Origin of the sequence: Kribbella sp. NPDC056345 (assembly GCF_042262745.1) — a bacterium.
Classification (GTDB): domain Bacteria; phylum Actinomycetota; class Actinomycetes; order Propionibacteriales; family Kribbellaceae; genus Kribbella.
Genome location: NZ_JBHJQQ010000004.1, coordinates 218680 through 239405, shown reverse-complemented (window position 1 = coordinate 239405; position 20726 = coordinate 218680). Strand labels below are relative to the sequence as shown.

Here is a 20726-nt window from a genome sequence, read left to right as displayed (position 1 = left end):
CGTGAGTCTGTCTGAACCGGTCCGATCCGGTCGTGTGGCGGCACCGCATCTGGTGGTTCGCAGCCAGCCGGTGACAGGGGTGGCTGCGCAACTGATCGATCACTTGCCGGCCGAGGGCGGGCTGAGCTGGGTGCGACGTGGTGACGGTCACATCGGCTGGGGAGTCGCCGCGCGGCTCGACGTTGCCGGTGGCAACCGCTTCACCGACGCCGTGCTCTGGTGGCAGGAGCTGGTCGGCGCGGCCGTCGTCCGGGACGAGATCGGCGTACCAGGGTCCGGACTGGTCTGCTTCGGCTCCTTTGGTTTCACCGACGAGGACCCGGGTGAGCTGGTGGTTCCCGAGGTGATCGTCGGGCGCCGTGGCGGTACCACCTGGGTGACGACGATCTCACCGGCGAGCTCACTCGCCGGACCTCCCGATCTGGTCACGCACGAAGCCTCTCCGGTGTACGACGTCACGTTCGCCGACGGAGCGCGGTCGGGGACGGACTGGTCGAGCATCGTGGCCGACGCCATCAAGCGGATCACCTCCGGCGAGCTGGACAAGGTGGTGCTGGCCCGCGACCTGATCGCGATCGCCGAGCAGCCGATCGACCTGCGCTGGCCACTGCGCCGGCTGGCCACGGCCTACCCGAACTGCTGGACCTTCTCGGTCGACGGCCTGATCGGCGCGACACCCGAGCTGCTGGTACGCCGGGAGAAGGGCCTGATCACGTCCCGCGTGCTGGCCGGGACCATCCGCCGTACCGGGGACGACGCGCACGACCTCGCCTTGGCCGCGTCGCTGGCCCGGTCGTCGAAGGACCTCGAGGAGCACGAGTTCGCCGTACGGTCGGTGGCCGATGCTCTGAAGCCGCACTGCAAGTCGATGAACGTGCCGGAGACTCCGTTCGTCCTGCACCTGCCGAACGTGATGCATCTCGCCACCGACGTCGCCGGCGTCGCCAACAACGGCGCCTCCGCCCTCGGCCTCGCCGCGGCGTTGCACCCGTCGGCAGCAGTCTGCGGTACGCCGACCCCGGTGGCACGCGACCTGATCGGCGAGATCGAAGGCATGCAGCGCGGCCGCTTCAGCGGACCGGTCGGCTGGATGGACGCGGCCGGCGACGGCGAGTGGTGCATCGCCCTCCGCTGCGGCCAAGCCGACCCCACCGACGCCCGCCGCATGCGCCTCTTCGCCGGCGCCGGCATCGTCGCCGGCTCCGACCCGATCGCCGAACTAGCCGAAACCAACGCCAAACTAGTCCCCATGCGAGACGCCCTCGGCGACTGATCGGCGGTAGGCGGGTGGCCGCGCGGGCCTGGAATTGCGCGGCATTCTCACTAGGCTGGTGTGGTGATGAAGCTGACGAAGTTTGCGCATGCGTGTGTTCGGCTCGAGAAAGATGGGAAGACGCTGCTCGTCGACCCGGGCTCGTTCAGCGAGGACGCCGCGTTCGAGCGGGCCGACGCCGTACTGGTCACGCACGAGCACCAGGATCACCTGGACATCGAGCGCGTGAAGGCTCTGAACGTGCCCGTCTACACCAACGCCGGAGTCGCCGCGCAGCTCACTGAGCTCGGAGACCGTGTGCAGGTGGTCGAAGGTGGTCAGTCCTTCGACGCGGCCGGCTTCGCGGTCAGCGCCTACGGCAAGGACCACGCCGTGATCCTGCCCGAGTGGGGCGTGCCCTGCGAGAACGTCGGCTTCCTGATCGACGACGCCGTCTACCACCCCGGCGACTCCTTCACCCAGCCCGACCGCGCCGTCCACACCAACCTGGTCCCCATCTCCGGCCCATGGTTCGCACTGCCACCCGCCATCGACTACGCCCGCGCAGTGAAGGCCGAGCAACTGGTAGGCATCCACGACGGCCTCCTGTCGGAGATCGGCCTCGGCATGATGCCGCGCTTCCTCAACTCCGACGACCGCCCGTACCAGAAGCTCGCCCCCGGCGAGTCGCTCACCATCGCCTGACCACCCCCGCCTCGCGGACCCCCAGGCCATCACAATCACCCGAATCGCCACCGCCCACGCGTGGCTCCAGCGCGCACGCCCATTTGTGATGGCGTGGCCGTCCGCCCAGCCAGCTCGCGGCGACTGGGGTGGTGCCGCGGACCACGCCGGCAATTGGAACGGATAACCCCTGACGTTGCCCCTTCTCCCCCCGTATACGACCGGAGAAGGGGCAACACGGACGGATATCCGTTCGTGTTGCGCGCGGGGTGGGCTGGGGTGGATCAGGGGTGGGTGAAGCGGCGGAGGTCGGTGACTGGGGTGAAGCCGAGGCGTTGGTAGACGCGGTGGGAGTCCGGGTTGCCGAGATCTGTGCGTAGGCAGACCTCGGCTCGTCCGTGGAACAACCGGGCCAGGTGGGCGGTCATGGCGGTGCCGTAGCCGTGGCGGCGGTGGGCGGCCGGGGTGTAGATCGGGCCTAGGCGAACGACGCCGTGCAGTGGCAGGCGGTGGGCGCCGAGGGTTACGGGGTGACCGTCGGCTTCGAGGAGCCAGAGGCGGTTCGCTGCGATCAACGCTTGTACGGCGGCTGTCAGGTCGGCGGCTCGGTCACCGGGGACCCAGCCTCGGCGTTCATCTTCGGTGCGACTCATCTCGGCCAGCCAGTCGGCACAGACCGGTACGTCGGAAGTCTCGGCCAGGCGGGGTGTGCCTGCTGCTGAAGGTGGGTGCAGTTCGGTGAGGCGGTAGAGGCGGACGCCGCCGACCTCGTGGAATTGCTTGCCTGTGGCAACCGACCAGGCCTCGGCGAAGCGGGCGGCGGGCTCGCCTTCCCCTTCGATGCCGGTGGAGTGCGGGGCAACCTTGAGGAGCTCCGCGACCAGCGCGTCAGGTTGATCCGGTACGTCGCCCAGCCGGATCCCGCGCGGTTCGCGCGCGACTGCGAACCCGCCGGGGACCTCGACCAGGGTGCCGCCTTGGTCGAGTTCCTCCAGCAGGGCAAGGTGTTCAGGAGAACGCATAGGCGACGAAGTCCTGGACCGGGCGGTACCCGATGGCCGCGTAGATCTTGTTGGAGGTCGGGTTGGCCAGATCGGTGTTCAGGCAGACCTGATCACCGGCATCGCGAAGGTGCCGGGTGACGTGGGCGGTCAGCGCGCTCGCGTAGCCGCGACCGCGGTGTTCGGGTGGCGTGTAGACCGGACCGACCCGGACGACCCCGAAGACCGGGTTCTGGTGGCCCACCATCGTGACGACCCGTCCGCCGTCCTCCCACACCCAGAGCCGCCCCCGCTCGACGCGCTGCAGCAGCCACGTCCGGACGGCCTCAGCGCCTTCACCGGGATGACCGACCTCGAGTCGATAGGCAGCGAACATCGGCGCCAGCACATCCAGATCGCCCTCAGTGGCGAGCCTCGCCGTACCGTCGGCCTGCTGAGCAACGAACTCGCCGAGGACATGCAGCCGGGAGCGATCGACGACAGCGAAGGACCGGCCGGTGCGCGCGCCGAACTGCTCGGCGAAGAGCCGCGCCGACTTCTCCGATCCGTGCACACTCTGAGCATCCGGCACAGCTTCGGCCAGTACGTCGAGCACCGGCGGCACGAGGTCGGCCGGCAGCCCGGCCAGCTGGATCCCGCGCAACGGCCGCCACATGACCGCGCCGATCACCTCGTCCGCGTCGTCGTGCACGGAGACGAAGACCGTCGGCTCCGGATCGTTCAGGATCCCGTGAACGCTGTCCGAGACAGCAGTCAGAAGCGTGGTGTTGAGTACTGGATCGCGTTGCAGGTAAGGGAACACCAGCTCCTGGAAGGCGGCCGCGTCGTACGTCGCCCGCGCGATCACGGAGTGAATTCCAGTACGACGAAGTCGGCGAGCGGGCGGTAGCCGGCCTGGTGGTAGATCTTGTTCGAGGTCGGATTCGCCAGGTCCGTGTAAAGGCAGGCTTGGTTGCCGTCAGCAAGGATCTCCGCGGTGACGTGACTGGTCAACGCACCCGCGTAACCGTGCCGGCGGTGCTCCGGCGGCGTGTAGACCGGGCCGACCCGGCAGACCCCGAAGATCGGCCGGTGGTAGCCGACCATGCTCACCGCCTCACCGTCGACCTCCCAGATCCACATCGTGTTCTCGGCCAGTTTGTGCTCGGCCCAGTCCCGGGTGTCGTCGCCCAGCTCCGGGAAGCCGTCCCGGCCCCAGGCCGCGACCAGGTCGATGTCCTCGGACTGCATCAGCCGGGCGACTCCGGCCTCGGCGGTCAGTTGCGCGGGGGTGATCAGCTTGTGCAGCCGCGTGCGCATCGCCTCCTGCACCTGACCACCGCGCCGCTCGCACCAGCGCTCCGCAAACCGCTGCGCGGCCGCCGCGTCCCCGGCAACCCCGCCCGGCACCACTTCGTCGTACAGGCCCTCGGAGACCACGCCGTCGTACAGCTCCAGGTACTGATCGGTCACCAGGTCCACGAGGTCCGCGCGCAGCGATCCGAGGTAGACGCCGCGCCCGGACGTCCGCATCGCGACCCCGACCACCTCCTCGTCATGGACCGAGACGAAGTACGGCGGGATGTCGTCGACCGGCCGGATCCCGATGGCCCGTTCGTGCACGTTGCTGAGGATGACCGTGTTCAGTACCGGATCCTGTTGCAGGAAAGGGAAGACGAGTTGCGAGAAGTCAGCCGGGTCGCTGGTCACCTGGACGCGCATGGTCGTCGAGACTACGCCTCCCCCAGTACCACCGGGAATTACACTGCGGACATGTCCACCACGCGGTTGCTGCTGCTCGGGATCGTCCGGATCTTCCAGCCGGCTTACGGGTACCAGTTGCGCCGCGAGCTGCTCACCTGGAATGTGCAGGACTGGGCCAACATCAATCCGGGCTCGATCTACACCGGGCTGCGGACGCTGGCCAAGCACGGGTACCTGGCCGAGCTCGAGGAAGGTCCAGGGCACCGGCCCGGGCGGACGTCGTACAAGCTGACGGCGGATGGGGAGACCGAGTTCTTCTCGCTGCTGCGGCATCACCTGTGGACCGTGGACGGCTTCCACCCGGACCGGATGCAGGCGGCGCTGAGCTTCCTGTGGACCCTCGAGCGCGACGAGGTACTGACTGCGCTGGAGTCGCGGATCGCTCAGATGGAGGCGCGGCTGAAGGCGGCGCCGTTCATGGAGCGGCAGGTCGAGGCGGCTCCCGGCACGCCGAACCAGGTCGTCGAGATGCTCCGGATCGCCGCGGCCCGCGACGGCGGGGAGCTCGACTGGACCCGCGAGTTCCGCGCCCGCATCGCGAGTGGCGCCTACTCCTTCGCCGGCGAGCCCCCGGACTGGAATCCCGACCCCGCCCTGATCGCCGAATGGCGCGACCGCCCCAGCAGCTGACCGACCCCCATTTGCCTGGCTAGGCACTCAAATCAGGGGTTAAGCACCGTGATTCAGGGTGCTTAACCCCCAACATGACTGGCCAGCCAGCGAAATGCGGGGTGGGAGATGGTGCTACTGGGGCGGTTATTCAATGTTGACTATTCAATATTGATTGAGCAGACTGTCTACATGATGATCGAAGCTCGCGGACTTGTCCGCACGTTCAAGACCCGGCGGGGGCCGGTGCAGGCGGTACAGGGGGTGGACCTGGCGGTCGCCGATGGCGAGATCGTGGGTTTCCTCGGGCCCAACGGGGCCGGTAAGACGACGACGATGCGGATGCTGGCGACTCTGATCCAGCCGACCAGCGGCACCGCGACAGTGGCCGGGTGCGACCTGGCGAAGGACCCGGTCGGCGTCCGCCGCCGGATCGGCTACGTCCCGCAGAGCGGGTCCACACTGCCCGAGGCGATCGCCGGTGACGAGGTCGTCGACCACGCCCGGCTGTACGGCGTACCGAAGGCCGAGGCGGCTGCCCGCGGTCAGCGGCTGTTCGAGGAGCTGGATCTGCCGGGGCTGTGGCGCCGGCAGTGCAAGACGCTGTCCGGTGGGCAGCGGCGGCGGCTCGACATCGTGATGGGGCTGATCCACGACCCCAAGCTGATCTTCCTGGACGAGCCGACGACCGGCCTCGATCCGCAGGCGCGGGCGAACCTGTGGGAGCACATCCGCGGGCTGCGGGACCGGGGCGCGACGATCTTCATCACCACGCACTACCTGGACGAGGCGGACGCGCTCTGCGACCGGATCCTGGTCATCGACCACGGCAAGATCGTCGGCGCCGGTAGCCCGGAGGAGCTGAAGCAGCAGGTCTCCGGTGACGGTGTCCGGCTGGCACTCGCCGACGCTGGGCAGGCACCAGCGGTTTCCAAGATCGTTGCGGAACTGGACGGCGCTGTGGCGATCGAGACCGCTGGACAGGCGGTGAGCTTCCGGATCCCGCGCGGTGGCTCGGTGCTGCCCGGTCTGCTGCGATCCATCGACGCCCAGGGCATCGAGCTGGAGGGGGTCGAGGTGCATCGCCCCACGCTGGACGACGTGTTCCTGACCATGACCGGCCGCTCGCTGCGCGACGAGGACACCGCAACGCCTGCTGACAAGGAGGTCGCGGCATGAGCGCCGATGTCATGGCTTCCACCCGCGGCAGCAACGTACTGCGGGAGACCTGGATCGTCTTCAACCGGGCGATGCGGCTGTCGCTGCGCAACCCGATGTGGTCGATCCTGATGCTCAGCCAGCCGCTGATGTACCTGTTCCTGTTCGGCCCACTGCTGAAGCCGATCACCGCGCAGATCAGCGAGGGCGCGACCACGAACGCGTACCAGGTGTTCATCCCCGGTCTGATCGTCCAGCTCGGCATGTTCGGGGCGATGTTCGTCGGCTTCGGGCTGATCGCGGAGTACCGGGCCGGTGTGATCGAGGCCGACCGAGTGACCCCGGCATCCCGGATCGCTCTGATGGCAGGCCGTGTACTGCGCGATGTCGTCGTACTGGTCGCGCAGTCGGTGCTGCTGCTCGTGGCCGCGCTGCCACTCGGGCTGCGTGCACCATGGAAGGGCGTGCTGCTGTCACTGGTGATTGTGGCGCTGCTCGGCGCGACTTTCGCGTCACTGTCCTACTCGGTGGCACTCATCACCAAGAGCGAGGACGCACTGGCCCCGCTGCTCAATGGGATCGCGATGCCGTTGCTGCTGCTGTCCGGCATCCTGCTGCCGATGCAGATCGGTCCCACCTGGTTGCAGCGGCTGTCCGACATCAGTCCGCTCAAGCACGTGGTCAACGGAGTCCGGGCGATGTTCCGGGGTGAGGTTGCCAGCAGTGCGGCGCTCTGGGGTCTGTTCTGGGTTGTGCTGCTGACTGTCGTCGGGCTGGCAGTCGGTGCCCGGACCTTCAGGAAAGAATCGGCTTAAGTTCATCGGGGCGTCGCATGGCCGGGCTAGTGTCCGGCCGTGCGTTCGCCTTTGATCCGTGGACTGGTGGGCTCTGTCGTCGTCGCCGTTACCAGTCTGGTGACCTCGGTGGTGCCTCCTTCGTCATGGGTGGCGTCGTTCCCGGTGACCGGCGATCTGCGCACCACACTGGCCGGCCGGATGATCGCACTGGCGTTCATGGTGGCCGGGCTCGGGCTGATGGCGTGGGCCTGGCTGGAGGTCGGCCGCAACGTCATGGCCGGCCAGAAGCCACGGCTGGTGCGGATGGCGACGTACTGGAGTCTGCCGCTGCTGCTGATCCCGCCACTGTTCAGCCGGGACGCCTGGAGCTACGCGGCGCAGGGTGCTTTGGTGGCCGAGGGTTTCGACCCCTATGCGGTCGGTCCGGCCGCACTGTCCGGCCCCATCATCGAGGCGGTCGATCCACGGTGGATGGAGACGCCGGCGCCGTACGGGCCGATACCGCTCGCGTACGGCGGCCTGGTGTCCCACCTGACCATGGATCCGTACGTGCTGATGCTGGCGCATCGTCTGCTGGCAGTGATCGGCATTGTGCTGATCGCCTGGACCGTACCGCGGCTCGCGAGGGCTTGCCGGGTCGATCCGGTGTTCGCAACCTGGCTGGTGGTCGCCAACCCGATGCTGCTGATGCATGGGATCGGCGCTGCCCACAACGACATCCTCATGCTCGGTCTGGCCTGCAGCGCCTTCGCACTGGCCCTCACAGGCCACTGGGGTACGGCGGCTGTCGTGGCCGGCATCTCTGCCGCTGTGAAGCTTCCTGGTGGGCTGGTGGTGATCGCCATCGCCGCAGTGATGAGTCCACTGGCCGGACGGCTGTCGCGGTTCGCCAGTCTCGCTATTGCCGGTGCGGTGTCAGTGCTGTCGCTGGTGACGGTCGGTGCGTTCACTGGTGTCGGTTCGGGCTGGCTGAACGCACTCGACGTACCAGGACTGGTTCGATCACCGTTCTCGATCGCCAACCTGGTCGGCGACGCTGCGCACGGCGTACTCGATCTGTTCGGTCAGGACACTGCGGCGGAGCAGGCTCTGGAAGTTGTGAAGCTGGCTGGAATGCTCCTGGCGATCACCCTGATCGCCGTACTGAGTCTGCGGTCGTCGATCCATCACGCGGCCCGTGCTGTCGGCATAGCGTTGCTGGCGATCGTCCTGCTCGGTCCGACGGCCCATGACTGGTATTTCCTGTGGTGTCTGCCCTTCCTGGCCGTCGCTCGACCGGGGCGTCGTCTGGTGACCAGCATTGCTGCAGTCAGTCTGATCTTCACGATCGCTGCGCCACTGAACTCCTCACTGCGCGGTGCGACCATTCCGATCCTCACGACGACCGCACTGGTGATTGCGGTCGTCGCACCGCTGCTCAACCGGCTGCGCAAGCTGCACCCGGCACGTGTCGTCAGACGGACCGAAGTGCCGCAACCAGCTCCTCAGCCAACGGTCGGTGCGTAGACCGCGGCACGCGGGCCTCGATCACGTCCACACCGGCCACCGTGGCCGCCAGTGCGGCCTGTAGGTCCGCAGCGGTCTCGACCAGTTGGTACGGCGTCCCGCTCGCAGCGCAGAGTGCGCCCAGGTCGGTGTTGTGCGGCGTACCGAAGATGCGCTCGAAGTGCGACGCGTGGGTCGGATCACCCTGTTCGAGGGTGGAGAAGATCCCGCCACCGTTGTCGTTGACCACCACGATCCGCAGATCCGGACGCGCTTCGTCCGGGCCGATGATGAGCCCGTTCGCGTCGTGCAGGAAGGCGAGGTCGCCGATCAGCGCGTACGTCGGTCCCGCGTTCGCGAGGGCGGCGCCGATCGCGGTCGAGATGGTGCCGTCGATACCGGCCAGACCGCGGTTGGCGATGGTCCGGATCGGGACGACCGGAGCCAGGTCGAGATCGCGGACTGCGTTGGACGACGCGACCACGAGCATGCCGTCGGCACCGGCGGCGGCGCCGACGATCGCCGCGATCCCCGGCCCGGTGAGACCGTCGGTGAGCAGCTTGTCGATCGCCGGGCGGGCGGTCTGGTCTGCGTGCTGCCAGCGCTCCAGCCAGTCTGTGGTGTCCGGAGCTGCGACCTCTAGGCCGGTAACCACGGCCGCGGCACGGCGGGCCGGGTCGGGCCACAGTCCAGTCGGCGCGACCACGATCACTTCGACGTCGGCGCGGGCGAGCAGCTTCGAGATCGGCCGGGACAGCGTGGGGTGCCCGAACACCAGCACCCGTTCGATTTCGGCGGCCAGATCACTTGCCTGTAGCAACAATCGGTACGCCGAGATGACCGCGGGCCCGGTCCTTGACCGGCTGGACGGTTCGGCGAACAACGGCCAGCGGCCACCCTCCGCCGCCAGCCGCGCTGCCTGCGACGCACCGTCGCCCGCAACGACCACGGTCTTCGGTCCGGGTGCCACAGCCGACGGCTGACCAGCGGCCGCGTGTACGGCGGTCCATGGCCCGGTACTGCGGCCGTCCAACGGCTCGGGCCAGTCCTCACCCTCAGTCGGAACCAGAGGCTCGGCGAGCGGGCAGTTGAGCTGCACTGGCCCCGGGTCCGCCGACCGCGCACCTGCCGCATTGGCCACTGCCCGGGCGACCTGTGAGCGCCAGTACGCAACCTGGCCGACCTCTCGGACCGGAGTGCCCATCTCATGGAACAGTCGCACGGCATTGCCGAACACCTTGAGCTGATCGGTCGTCTGGTTCGCTCCGGCACCGCGGAGTGCGGGCGGCCGGTCCGCGCTCAGCACGATCAACGGCAGTCCGCTGTGCGACGCTTCCAGGACAGCCGGGTGCAGGTTGGCGACCGCCGTACCGGAGGTCGTCACCACTGGCACGGGCAGACCGGTGCCGCGGATCAGGCCGATCGCCAGGAAGCCCGCCGTACGCTCATCGATCCGGACGTGCAGCCGCAGCAGGCCGGTGCGGTCCGCCTCGGCCAAGGCGAGGGCCAGCGGGGCGCTGCGGGAGCCTGGGGAGACCACGGCCTCCCGGACTCCACAGCGGATCAGCTCGTCGACCACCACGGTCGCGAACGCAGTGGACGGGTTCATCGGGTACTCCTCTGTTGCACTCGGGTCAGGCGTTCTTCCCACACGGCGGTCCGCTCCGGGTCGGCCCGGTTGGCTTCGAGCTGGTCAGGCTGCACGAGCTTGACCGGCAGGAAGCCGTCCACCGGCAGCAGCGGTTCACTGACGACTTCGCTGGTGAACATGGAGACAGTCGCGAGACCGCAGGCGTACGGGAGCTCGGGCAGGGCCGCTGCGAGGGCGACTCCGGCCGCTATGCCCACCGAGGTCTCCAGGGCGGACGAGACGACGACTGGGAGACCGATCTGTTCCGCGATCTCCAGGCAGGCACGGACGCCGCCGATCGGCTGCACCTTGAGCACCGCGATATCGGCCGCGTCGAGTTTCTTGACCAGCAAGGGGTCCTCGGCCCGGCGGATCGACTCGTCGGCGGCCACGAGTACGTCGGTCCGCCGGCGAACCGCAGCCAGGTCCTCGACCGCGGCGCACGGCTGCTCGACGTACTCGAGATCGAAACGCGACAACTCGGTCAAAGCACGGAGAGCCTGATCGACCGACCAGAGTCCGTTCGCATCGATGCGCACCTGACCATGACCGATCGCATCCCGCACGGCTTCTACCCGGGCGAGATCATCTTTGAGCGTTTGACCAGGCTCGGCCACCTTCACCTTGGCGGTGCGGCAACCGGATGATCGAACGATCGCCGCGGCCTTCTCCGGGCTGACCGCGGGGACAGTGCAGTTGACCGGTACGACGTCGCGCAGTGGCGCCGGCCAACCGTCGTACGCGGCCTCCTGTGCAGCGCGCAGCCAGGGGACGGAGGTGGCGTCGTCGTAGTCCAGAAACGGACTCCACTCCGCCCAGCCGGCCGGACCCTCGAAGAGCATGCCTTCGCGGACGGTGATGCCGCGGAACTTGTTCTTGAGGCCGATCGAGTACGTGATCACAGCAGGGCCTGCCGATCGACCTTGCCGGAGGCAAGCATCGGGAGTGCGTCCAGATGGCGCACTTCGCGCGGGGCCCAGGTTCGAGGCAGCACCTCGGCGACGTAGTCCCGCAGCTCGGCAAGGCTCGGTTCGCCCACGACATACGCGACCACTCGGGTCCCCCACTCCGCATCGGGCAATCCGAGGACCACAGCGTCTTTCACCTCCGGATGCTCGAGCAGTCGGGCCTGCACCGTGGGCAGGGTGATGTTGACTCCCCCGGAGATCACCACGTCGTCGATGCGGCCGATGACTCGCAACTGGCCGTCGACGAGCTCACCACGGTCCTGCGTCCGGAACCAGCCGTCCCGCAGCACCTCTGCGGTCAGCTCTGGCTGCAGGCGGTAGCCGGAGAACAGCGTGCTGCCCTTGATCAGGATGCGGCCGTCATCGAGGTCTATGGACGTCCCGGTGAGCGGCAGACCGGCGTACACACAGCCGCTGCCGGTCTCGGTCATTCCGTACGCCGGGATCGCGGTGACGCCCGCCTCGGCCGCACGGGTCTTCAGTGCAGCCGGCGTGGCCGCGCCACCGATGATGATCGCGTCGAAGCTTCGTAACGCGTCGAGGTCGGTTTCGAGGTAGCGGGCCAGCTGGGTCGGCACCATCGCCGTGTAGCAACGGGAGCCGGTCATGGTCGCGGCGGAGTCGCTGAAGCTGTCCTGGAGTACCACCGGCGTCTGACCGGCCAGCACGGACCTGGTGAGGATCTGCAGACCACCGACGAAGTACGGCTTCATCGGGAGCAGCCACTGCCCCGGTCCGCCGAGCCGCTCGTGCGTGGCTTCGGCTGACGCGACCAATGCGTCCCGGGACAGCAGGACGCCCTTGGGCTCACCAGATGACCCCGAGGTGGTCAGTACGACTGCACAGTCGTCCTCCAACGGCTGGTCCGGTACCGCAGCACGCCGTACCCGCTCCGCAGCCGCCAAATCCGCCGGTACTGGGGCGAACGGCGGGCCGCTGCCATCCAGTACGCCGGTCAGCGCGCGGAGCACGGCGTCCGGCGTACCGGGGACCAGATGGAGGGTAGACATGTCAGTCCGAGCGTACGGCTGAAAGAATCTCTGTCCATGGCCACCCCTGCGCAGTGGATCGAAGGCGCGCGACCCCGCACACTCCCCGCCGCCGTCGCTCCCGTCCTGGTCGGAACCGGAGCCGCGGCGTACCTGGACGCCTTCGTCTGGTGGAAGGCGCTGCTGGCCCTGGGCGTCGCCCTGGCCCTGCAGATCGGGGTGAACTACGCCAACGACTACAGCGACGGCATCCGCGGCACGGACGAGGTCCGGGTCGGCCCACTGCGGCTGGTGGGCTCCAAGGTCGCCACGCCGGGACAGGTGAAAACCGCAGCGTTCACCTGCTTCGGTGTCGGCGCCGCACTCGGCATCGTGCTGTGCGCCACCTCCAGCTGGTGGTTGCTGGTCGCCGGCGCAGCCTCACTGGTCGGTGCGTGGTTCTACACCGGCGGCAAGCGTCCCTACGGGTACCGCGCACTGGGAGAGGTCAGCGTCTTCCTGTTCTTCGGACTGGTCGCGGTACTGGGCACGACCTTCGTGCAGGCCGAGAAGCTGAGCTGGGTCGCAGTGGCGGGTGCTGTGTCGGTCGGTGCGATCGCCTGTGCACTCCTGGTCGCCAACAACCTCCGCGACATCCCCACCGACACGGTGACCGGCAAGCGCACCCTGGCCGTCGTACTGGGCGCTGCGCGCTCCCGGAAGCTGTACGCCGGGCTGGTGGGACTGGCGTTCGTCCTCGCGATCGCCTCTGCTTTCGCTACCCCCTGGGCACTGCTGGCCTTCATCGCCGTACCGCTTGCTATCAAGGCGATCCGCATCGTGCTGAGCGACGCCGTCGGCCCGGCCCTGATCCCCGTACTGCAGGGCACCGGCCTCACCGAACTCGTCTACGCAGTCGGCCTCACGGCCGGACTCTTCATCGCCTCGTAGTCCGGCAGCACCAGTGCGCTGTGAGCGGCCACGCCTGCTTCATGGCTGACGGTCTGGCCGCGGAGCGCCTCATTGCGCGCATCGAGAAGCTCTTGGGTCGCCGGTGCGATGCTTGAGCGGCCAAACTGGACCAGTGCCTGATTCTGCTCGACGAATCCACGCACGCGCTGCTCGTAGGCCTGGAAAGCCTCAGTGTGGTCCTCATGGGTGGCCAGCTCACCTGCCAGCACGTACGCACCCACCAGGGCGACGCTCGAGCCCTGACCTGACATGAACGACGTCGCAAACGCCGCATCGCCGACCAGAGCGACCCGTCCCTGCGACCAGCCCGGCATGTGGATCTGGCTGACCACGTCGAAGAACAGGTCGTCCGCCGTCCGCATCGCCTCGACCAGCCGCGGCACCTCCCAGCCCTGGTCCGGGAACCGGCTCGCCACGAGCTCCCGCTGCGCCTCCGGCTGACGAAAGGCGTCGTACGGCGGCTCGTCCAGACCGAAGGTGAGGAACCCGTACGTCGGCTCGCCGGGCTCGTGCGCGTAGAGGACCGCGCACCGGTCAGGGGCGTTCCAGATAACGCCTTCGTGGGACAGGCCGAAGTCGTTCGGCAGGGTGAAGCCGGCGAAGACGTAGCCGATGTAGCGGTGGTAGTCCTCCTCCGGCCCGAAGACCAGAGCGCGCGTGTTCGAGTGCAGGCCGTCGGCCCCGATCACCAGGTCGAACGACCGCTCCACACCACTGGCGAAGACCACGTCCACCCGGTCACCACGGTCGTCGAGCCGCGCGATCGAGTCGGCGAACCGGAAGTCGACGCGATCCCGGATCGAGCCGTAGAGCGCGTCCGCCAGGTCTCCCCGCCGTACCTCGAGGTCGAGTCCCTCCTCCCCACCGGTCATGCGTTCCGGCCGGATCGACGCGATCGGCGCACCGTCGGGTTCGACGAACGAGAGTCGCTGGGTGTCGAGATGCGCCTTCCGCAGCACCGGCAGGAGGCCCATCCGGTCGACCACGTCCCGCGCCGTACCGCGAATGTCGATGCCGTAGCCGCCGCCCCGGAGTGCGTCGGACCTCTCCACCACGGTCACGTCGAAGCCGTAGCGGTCCAGCCAGTAGGCGAGCGTCGGACCGGCGATGCTGGCGCCGGAGATCAGCACACTGCGCGTCATGATGCATCCTCCGAGAAAGATAGGTACTTTAGGTATCGTTCTCCTGAAGCATATACATACCTAAGTTAGGTAATCAATGAGCGATGACGACCTCCTGGCCGTCCTCCCCCGGATCGCCCAGCTGAGTACGGCCATGAACCGCGGCCGGATGGCTCAGCGGGCCATGGACGCGACCGGCCTGTCCCTGGACCGCCCCGGCCTGACGATCCTCGTCACCCTCGTCACCGAGGGCACCCCGCTCCGCGTCGGCGAGATCGCCGACCGCATGCAGGTCGTCGGCCCACACGTCACCCGCCAGGTCCAAGCCCTCGAACAACGCGGCCTCGTCCAGCGCGTCGCCGACCCCCACGACAAACGCGTCAGCCTCATCGAGCCGACCCCCACCGGCACCGAAGCCGCCCAGCGCTACATGACCACAGTCCTCGGCTGGTTCCGCGACGTCATCAACGACTGGCCCGCCCAGGACCGAGCCGACCTGGGCCGCCTCCTCACCAAACTCGCCGACGACCTAACCACCAAACTCACCGAACCCTGAGCCGTCGGTAAGAACACGTAGTGGTGGGCCAAGCGCCTACTACTGGGGTTCGGTCCATTCGCCGGTGGTGGCGAAGGTGTCGAGGGTGGCCAGGTAGGGAGTGATGTCGATGCCGCTGGTGCGGAGCCAGGCTTCGTCGTAGTAGGTGTTGCCGTAGCGTTCGCCGCTGTCGCAGAGGAGGGTGACGATGCTGCCTCGGGTGTTGGTACGGCGCATTTCGGCGGCCAGGCGGAGGGAGCCCCACAGGTTGGTGCCGGTGGAGCCGCCGACCAGGCGGCCGGTGACTCGGGAGCAGAACTGCATGGCGGCGATGGAGGCGGCGTCGGGGACGGCGATCATCCGGTCGACGACGCCGAGGACGAAGGAGGGTTCGACGCGGGGGCGGCCGATGCCCTCGATGCGGGAGGGGCGGCCGGTGGCGAAGTCGTTGTCACCGTATTCGAAGGCGGGGAAGAAGGCCGAGTTCTCCGGGTCGACGACGGCGACCGAGGTGTCGTGGCGCTGGTAGCGGACGTAGCGGCCGATGGTGGCCGAGGTGCCGCCGGTGCCGGCGCCGACCACGATCCAGGTCGGGACCGGGTACTGCTCCAGCGAGAGCTGCTCGAAGATCGACTCGGCGATGTTGTTGTTACCGCGCCAGTCGGTGGCGCGCTCGGCGTACGTGAACTGGTCCATGTAGTGACCGCCGGTCTCCTCGGCCAGGCGCTTGGCCTCGCCGTAGATCTGGCCGGACCGCTCGACGAAGTGGCAGCGGCCGCCGTAGAACTCGATCAGCTCGATCTTCTCCGGGCTGGTCGAGGCCGGCATCACCGCCACGAACGGCAGCCCGAGCAGGCGGGCGAAGTACGCCTCGCTGACCGCCGTCGACCCGCTGGACGCCTCGATCACCGGCGTCCCCTCGGAGATCCACCCGTTGCACAGTGCATACAGGAACAGCGACCGCGCCAGCCGGTGCTTGAGCGACCCGGTCGGATGCACCGACTCGTCCTTCAGATAAAGGTCCACACCGGTGACCGCAGGCATCGGGAACACGTGCAGATGCGTGTCCGCACTCCGGTTCGCATCCGCCTCGACGATCCGGATCGCCTCCGACACCCAGGCGCGCGCCTTCTCGTCCCGACGGTCCACCTCACGACAAACCCCGCTGTCACTCATGCGCAGCAGGCTAGGTGCTCCGTCAAGATTTAGGTATTCCGAGCGCGCCCGGGGGCCGAGGCAAGGTGGTTCAGCAGTCGCGGACTCGGGCGTAGGTGGCGGGACCGGGGTAGGCGACCCAGGTGCTCGTGCCGAAGAGGGCGGGGACGACTGTGCCGTTGTGGATCTGCTCGTAGTGCAGGTGGGGTCCGCTGACGTTGCCGGTCTCGCCGACGCGGCCGATCTGCGCGTCGACGGCTACTCGGGCGCCGACACCGAACGCGCGGTTCTGGAGGTGGGCGTAGAGGGTGTTCCAGCCGTCGCCGTGGGCGATCTCGATGTAGTTGCCGTACCCGCCGGCGTCGTATGCCGACCGGACGACAGTGCCGGCTGCACTGGTCTTCACAGGTTTGCCCAGGTCGTCGCGACCCGAGCCCCAGTTGAAGTCGACGGAGTAGTACGACGGGCTGTGGCCGGAGCGGCTCGCTCCGGACCAGTTCTCCCCGCATCGGAACGGAACGCGGAGCAGAGGGCGCGCGGTGACGGCGTCCGCGGACCTGTTCTGCTGTAACGCGGCCCGCTGGGCCATGTAGCTGTTCGGGGCGGGTGCGGGGTCGTGGGCGGCGCCGGCGGGGAGTGCCGGCGCGACTGTCAGTGCAGCCAAGGCGACTGCCGCACTGAGGGCAGGGCGGATCATCTGGTCCTCCAGGGGCGGTTGGAGACTATGTCCTCACCAGCGTGCCGGTTCGAGATTGCACTTACGAGCAATCCGGCCAAAGTCGGTCAGACCCCCGAAGCGAGCTACCTTGGGACGCACACGACGACCTGTGGGGGAACGATGACCAACAACGACGACCGGCCGACCAGGACCAGGGTCACGCTGACGGACATCAGTTCGCGCGCGTGGGAGCACCCGGCCGACCGAGGCGCTCTGGTGGCGCTTCGGCAGCTCAAGGGCTTCGACTTCGTGCTGCGGAAGATCTCCGGGCTGATCGACGAGCGCGCCGTCCGGCTGCAGTTCCTCGGATCGGCGATCCGGGTCGACGAGCGCCAGTTCCCACGGGTCCACCGGCTCTACACCGAGGCCGGCAGCACTCTCGACGTACGGCAGCTGCCCGAGCTCTACGTCACCAACAGCCCGATCTGGAACGCGTTCACGATCGGTCTGGACAAGCCGATCATCGTCGTCAACAGCGCCCTGCTGCAGGGTCTCGACGAGGAGGAGCTGCGGTTCATCCTCGGTCACGAGCTCGGCCACGCGCAGAGCGGGCACGCGCTGTACCAGTCGCTGCTGTTCTGGTTGATGCGCCTGACCGGTGCGATGAACTGGATGCCGATCGGCGCACTGGGCATCCGGGCGATCATCGCCGCGCTGCACGAGTGGTCCCGCAAGGCCGAGCTGTCCGGTGACCGCGCCGGCCTCCTCGCCGTACAGGATCCGGCCGTCGCGCTCCGCGTGCAGATGAAGCTGGCCAGCGGCGGTCAGCTCGCCGAGCTCGACACCACTGCCTTCCTCGCGCAGGGCACGGAGTACGAGAGCTCCGGCGACCTGCGGGACAGCGTCCTGAAGCTGCTGCTCCTCGAGGCCCAGTCGCACCCGCTGGCCGTCATCCGCGCGCACGAGCTGCGCCGCTGGGTCGACGAGGGCGAGTACACGACAGTCGTCTCCGGCGACTACCCCAAGCGCCAGGACGACGACAACGCCTCGATGTCGCAGGAGGCGAAGAACGCCGCCAAGTCCTACAGCGACGCCTTCGCCCGCTCACAGGACCCTCTCGCCAAACTCCTCCGCGACCTCGGCGACGGCCTCGGCGGCGTCCGCGACTGGGTCTCCGACAAACTCCGCCCGCCGCGCTAATTGAGTGTCGCCGGACCAGCAACCGAGGGATCCTGGCGGCATGATCGAAGTTCAGGAGCTCACGTCCGACGACTGGAAGGTCTGGCGGGACCTGCGGCTGGCGGCACTGGCCGAGGCGCCGTACGCGTTCGGCTCGAAGCTGGCCGACTGGGTGGACGCGCCGGAAGAGAAGTGGCGGGCCCGGCTGGAGATGCCGGGCGCTCGCAACGCGGTGGTCTACCACGACGGTACGCCGGTCGGTATGTGCAGCGGCGCTCCTGCGGAGGCGGACGGCGTGATCGTGCTGATGTCGATGTGGGTCGCGCCGGCCGGTCGCGGGAAGGGCGTCGGCGACTTGCTGATGGCCTGGGTCGAGGAAGGCGCGCGCGGCAGCGGCGCCCACACCCTCGAACTGATGGTTGCTGAGGGCAATGAGAAGGCGATCGGGCTCTACGCACGCAGCGGGTACGCCGTGACCGGTAGCCAGGAAGAGGTCGACGGCGACCGCGTCCTCAGAGAAAAGATCATGCAGAAGAGTCTGTAGAGCAGAGAAAGGCCCGCTTCCCCCCTCCCGGGAAGCGGGCCTTTCAGCATGCGGGGCGATCAGCCGATGTGCACCGGGGTCTTGCCGTCGCCGGCGAGGTCCTTGTGCTTGACCGACAGGCCGATCAGGGTAATGATCGCCGATCCGAGGGCCAGGAAGGTCGACCAGAGGAACGCGCGGGTGAACCCGTGCGTGGTGGCGACCGCGGTGAACTGGTTCTTCAGCTGCTCCAGCTGCTCCGGCGACTGCCCGGCCTCGGCGGCCTTCTGCAGGCCCGGGGCCAGCTCGGTGAACTTGTCCTTGATCGCATTGGTGGAGACCGTGCCGAGCAGCGCCAGGCCGATCGCTCCACCGATCTGCTGGACCGTGTTCAGTACGGCGGAGCCCACGCCCGAGTCCTCGTCGGCGACCCCGCTGACCGCGGTCAGCGTGAGCGGTACGAAGATCAGGCCCATCCCGAAGGACAGCAGCAGGATGAACGGCAGCAGGTCGGTCACGTACGTCGAGTCGACCGCGAGCCGGCTGAAGCCGAACATGCCGGCCGCGACGAACAACCCACCGGCACCCGAGATCCAGCGCGGGTCCATCCGGGCGATCAGCGTCGAGGCGACCTGCGCCGCGACCACGATGCCGACGCTGAAGGGCAGGAAGGCGAGACCGGTCACGATCGCGCTGTAGCCCATGATCATCTGCACGAAGATGCCCAGGAAGTAGAACATCGAGAACATCGCGGCACCGACGATCAGCATCACGAAGAAGCTGACCCCGCGGGTCCGGTTCGCGAGGATCCGGAACGGCATCAGTGCGTGCCGCGAGCGGGCCTCGATCAGCAGGAACACCCCGATCAGCGCCACCCCGCCGATGATGAAGGCCAGCGTCAACGCGTCGCCCCAGCCCTCGGAGCCGGCGCGGGTCAGACCGTAGACCAGCGCGGTCAGACCGACCGTCCCGGTGATCGCACCCGGCAGGTCGAACCTGCCCTTCTGGCGCGCCGACTCCCCCAGGTAGCGGAAGGCCAGTACGGCGACGATCAGGCCGATCGGCGTGTTGATGAAGAAGGTCCAGCGCCACGACAGCTCGGTCAGCGCGCCACCGAGGATCAGGCCGACGGCCGCACCGGCCCCGGACATCGCGGCGTACACGCCCATCGCCCGGTTGCGTTCCTTGCCGGCCGGGAAGGTGGTGGTGATGAGTGCCAGTGCGTTCGGTGAGGCGGCGGCCGCCGCGACACCCTGCAGGATCCGGCTGGCGAGCAGCACGCTCTCGCTCTGCGCGATACCGCCGACGAACGATGCCACCCCGAACAGGACGACACCGAAGATGAACACCTTGCGGCGGCCGAGGATGTCACCCATCCGGCCACCGAGCAGCAGCAGGCCGCCGAAGGCCAGCGCGTACGCGTTGACGACCCAGGTCAGCGTGGCGTCGGTGAAGCCCAGCGCGTCCTTGATGTGCGGCAGCGCGATGTTGACGACGGTGCCGTCCAGCACCACCATCAACTGCGCCATGCTGATCAGCGCCAGCGCGATCCCCAGATTGCGGTGCCCGTGCTCGGGCACGGAGTCGACCGGGCGATCGCCCTTGACGACGTCTTCGGACATGAAAAGTTTCCCCTCTTGCGCAGTGCCTCACGGATGCGCCGACCAGCCCCTCGCCGGTCAGCTTGCCTGCGACCCCCGCGCCGCAGGCAGGATGATGTGGTCGATCACTCGGAGGATCAGTTCCTCGGTCGGCTGCTGGCCGAGGATGTAGGCCTGGTGCACGATCACGGCCGGCAGCGTCACCGAGAGCATCTCGATGTCGGCGTCCGGCCCGATCTCACCGCGGGCGACGGCCCGGGTGTAGACCCCGGCGCTGATGTGCTGTCGCGGCGCCAGGAACCGCTCCTGGAACGCCTTCTGCAGGTCCACGTCGCGGTGCAGTGCCGTCACCAGCCCGGCGATCACCGACATCGGAAGCTCGTCGGTGAACCCACCCTCGCCGCACGACATCGCGATCAGGTCGCCGCGCAGGCTGCCGGTGTCGACATCCTCCGGCAGCGGGCAGCCCTTGGCCCGGCTGATCGCTTCCACGACCAGATCGGCCTTGGTCGACCAGCGCCGGTACAGCGTCGCCTTGCTCGCCTTCGCCGTCGCCGCGACCGCGTCCATGGTCAGCCGGTCGTAGCCGAGCTCGGCCAGCACCGTGACGGTCGCCTCGAGGATCTCCTCCTCGCGACCACCCTCGACCCGGGGCCGCTGCCGTGCAGTTTCGATCATCATCACCCT

The 20726-nt window shown here is 68.2% G+C and carries 21 protein-coding genes; 10 read left to right on the top strand and 11 right to left on the bottom strand.

Going from position 1 to position 20726, the window contains the following annotated elements:
• Position 1: 1 nt before the first annotated feature.
• Both ACFCV3_RS15905 and ACFCV3_RS15900 read left to right on the top strand, forming a co-directional pair.
• Positions 2 to 1273 carry an isochorismate synthase MenF gene (locus ACFCV3_RS15905; RefSeq protein ID WP_376030734.1) on the top strand — a complete coding sequence of 424 codons (1272 nt, stop codon included), beginning with the start codon at positions 2 to 4 and terminating at the stop codon, positions 1271 to 1273.
• A gap of 66 nt (positions 1274 to 1339) precedes the next feature.
• Positions 1340 to 1957 carry an MBL fold metallo-hydrolase gene (locus tag ACFCV3_RS15900; protein ID WP_376030732.1) on the top strand — a complete coding sequence of 206 codons (618 nt, stop codon included), beginning with the start codon at positions 1340 to 1342 and terminating at the stop codon, positions 1955 to 1957.
• A 263-nt stretch (positions 1958 to 2220) separates the two neighbouring features.
• Here ACFCV3_RS15900 and ACFCV3_RS15895 read toward each other — a convergent pair whose 3' ends face one another.
• The 3 genes from ACFCV3_RS15895 to ACFCV3_RS15885 are packed head-to-tail and all read right to left on the bottom strand — an operon-like array spanning position 2221 to position 4638.
• Positions 2221 to 2958: a GNAT family N-acetyltransferase gene (locus tag ACFCV3_RS15895; protein WP_376030731.1), complete on the bottom strand. Its 738-nt coding sequence runs from the start codon at positions 2956 to 2958 to the stop codon at positions 2221 to 2223.
• Positions 2945 to 3784 (bottom strand): GNAT family N-acetyltransferase, encoded by an 840-nt coding sequence (locus ACFCV3_RS15890; RefSeq protein ID WP_376030729.1) that lies wholly within the window; start codon positions 3782 to 3784, stop codon positions 2945 to 2947. Before ACFCV3_RS15890 ends, ACFCV3_RS15895 begins: the two co-directional genes overlap by 14 nt.
• A complete protein-coding gene (locus ACFCV3_RS15885) occupies positions 3781 to 4638 on the bottom strand; it encodes a GNAT family N-acetyltransferase (RefSeq protein WP_376030727.1) in 858 nt (285 codons plus the stop codon). Before ACFCV3_RS15885 ends, ACFCV3_RS15890 begins: the two co-directional genes overlap by 4 nt.
• Positions 4639 to 4689: 51 nt before the next feature.
• Between ACFCV3_RS15885 and ACFCV3_RS15880 the strand changes: the two genes are divergently transcribed.
• The 4 genes from ACFCV3_RS15880 to mptB all read left to right on the top strand — a co-directional run bounded on the left by ACFCV3_RS15880 (position 4690) and on the right by mptB (position 8750).
• Positions 4690 to 5310 carry a PadR family transcriptional regulator gene (locus tag ACFCV3_RS15880; RefSeq protein ID WP_376030725.1) on the top strand — a complete coding sequence of 207 codons (621 nt, stop codon included), beginning with the start codon at positions 4690 to 4692 and terminating at the stop codon, positions 5308 to 5310.
• 171 nt (positions 5311 to 5481) lie between these two features.
• Positions 5482 to 6468 carry an ATP-binding cassette domain-containing protein gene (locus ACFCV3_RS15875; RefSeq protein ID WP_376030723.1) on the top strand — a complete coding sequence of 329 codons (987 nt, stop codon included), beginning with the start codon at positions 5482 to 5484 and terminating at the stop codon, positions 6466 to 6468.
• Complete coding sequence (locus tag ACFCV3_RS15870) at positions 6465 to 7262, top strand: ABC transporter permease (protein WP_376030722.1); 798 nt, start codon at positions 6465 to 6467, stop codon at positions 7260 to 7262. Before ACFCV3_RS15875 ends, ACFCV3_RS15870 begins: the two co-directional genes overlap by 4 nt.
• Before the next feature lie 39 nt (positions 7263 to 7301).
• On the top strand, positions 7302 to 8750 hold the full coding sequence (gene mptB, locus ACFCV3_RS15865) for a polyprenol phosphomannose-dependent alpha 1,6 mannosyltransferase MptB (protein ID WP_376030720.1): 1449 nt from the start codon (positions 7302 to 7304) through the stop codon (positions 8748 to 8750).
• Here the strand turns inward: mptB and menD are convergent.
• The 3 genes from menD to menE are packed head-to-tail and all read right to left on the bottom strand — an operon-like array spanning position 8698 to position 12337.
• Positions 8698 to 10338, bottom strand: a complete 1641-nt coding sequence (gene menD, locus ACFCV3_RS15860) for a 2-succinyl-5-enolpyruvyl-6-hydroxy-3-cyclohexene-1-carboxylic-acid synthase (protein ID WP_376030717.1) — start codon at positions 10336 to 10338, stop codon at positions 8698 to 8700. The genes mptB and menD overlap by 53 nt on opposite strands.
• Entirely contained in the window at positions 10335 to 11261 is a 927-nt protein-coding gene (locus tag ACFCV3_RS15855; RefSeq protein WP_376030715.1) for an o-succinylbenzoate synthase, read from the bottom strand. Before ACFCV3_RS15855 ends, menD begins: the two co-directional genes overlap by 4 nt.
• Positions 11258 to 12337, bottom strand: a complete 1080-nt coding sequence (menE, locus tag ACFCV3_RS15850) for an o-succinylbenzoate--CoA ligase (protein WP_376030713.1) — start codon at positions 12335 to 12337, stop codon at positions 11258 to 11260. The genes ACFCV3_RS15855 and menE overlap by 4 nt, the downstream gene beginning before the upstream one ends.
• Positions 12338 to 12373: 36 nt before the next feature.
• Between menE and ACFCV3_RS15845 the strand changes: the two genes are divergently transcribed.
• A complete protein-coding gene (locus ACFCV3_RS15845; RefSeq protein WP_376030711.1) occupies positions 12374 to 13246 on the top strand; it encodes a 1,4-dihydroxy-2-naphthoate polyprenyltransferase in 873 nt (290 codons plus the stop codon).
• On the opposite strand, the gene ACFCV3_RS15840 is transcribed toward ACFCV3_RS15845, so the two are convergent.
• Positions 13204 to 14409 (bottom strand): FAD-dependent oxidoreductase, encoded by a 1206-nt coding sequence (locus ACFCV3_RS15840; protein WP_376030709.1) that lies wholly within the window; start codon positions 14407 to 14409, stop codon positions 13204 to 13206. The genes ACFCV3_RS15845 and ACFCV3_RS15840 overlap by 43 nt on opposite strands.
• Before the next feature lie 76 nt (positions 14410 to 14485).
• Between ACFCV3_RS15840 and ACFCV3_RS15835 the strand changes: the two genes are divergently transcribed.
• Positions 14486 to 14944: a MarR family winged helix-turn-helix transcriptional regulator gene (locus ACFCV3_RS15835; RefSeq protein WP_376030708.1), complete on the top strand. Its 459-nt coding sequence runs from the start codon at positions 14486 to 14488 to the stop codon at positions 14942 to 14944.
• A gap of 39 nt (positions 14945 to 14983) precedes the next feature.
• Here the strand turns inward: ACFCV3_RS15835 and ACFCV3_RS15830 are convergent, their stop codons facing one another.
• Together ACFCV3_RS15830 and ACFCV3_RS15825 are read right to left on the bottom strand one after the other, a co-directional pair.
• On the bottom strand, positions 14984 to 16099 hold the full coding sequence (locus tag ACFCV3_RS15830) for a PLP-dependent cysteine synthase family protein (RefSeq protein ID WP_376030706.1): 1116 nt from the start codon (positions 16097 to 16099) through the stop codon (positions 14984 to 14986).
• Positions 16100 to 16169: 70 nt separating this feature from the next.
• Complete coding sequence (locus ACFCV3_RS15825; protein WP_376030704.1) at positions 16170 to 16775, bottom strand: M23 family metallopeptidase; 606 nt, start codon at positions 16773 to 16775, stop codon at positions 16170 to 16172.
• A gap of 141 nt (positions 16776 to 16916) precedes the next feature.
• Between ACFCV3_RS15825 and ACFCV3_RS15820 the strand changes: the two genes are divergently transcribed.
• Entirely contained in the window at positions 16917 to 17936 is a 1020-nt protein-coding gene (locus ACFCV3_RS15820) for a M48 family metallopeptidase (protein WP_376030702.1), read from the top strand.
• A 40-nt stretch (positions 17937 to 17976) separates the two neighbouring features.
• Positions 17977 to 18459 (top strand): GNAT family N-acetyltransferase, encoded by a 483-nt coding sequence (locus tag ACFCV3_RS15815; RefSeq protein WP_376030700.1) that lies wholly within the window; start codon positions 17977 to 17979, stop codon positions 18457 to 18459.
• Between the two features lie 59 nt (positions 18460 to 18518).
• On the opposite strand, the gene ACFCV3_RS15810 is transcribed toward ACFCV3_RS15815, so the two are convergent.
• Positions 18519 to 20060, bottom strand: a complete 1542-nt coding sequence (locus ACFCV3_RS15810) for an MFS transporter (protein WP_376030698.1) — start codon at positions 20058 to 20060, stop codon at positions 18519 to 18521.
• A gap of 57 nt (positions 20061 to 20117) precedes the next feature.
• Complete coding sequence (locus tag ACFCV3_RS15805) at positions 20118 to 20720, bottom strand: TetR/AcrR family transcriptional regulator C-terminal ligand-binding domain-containing protein (protein ID WP_376030696.1); 603 nt, start codon at positions 20718 to 20720, stop codon at positions 20118 to 20120.
• Positions 20721 to 20726 lie beyond the last annotated feature (6 nt).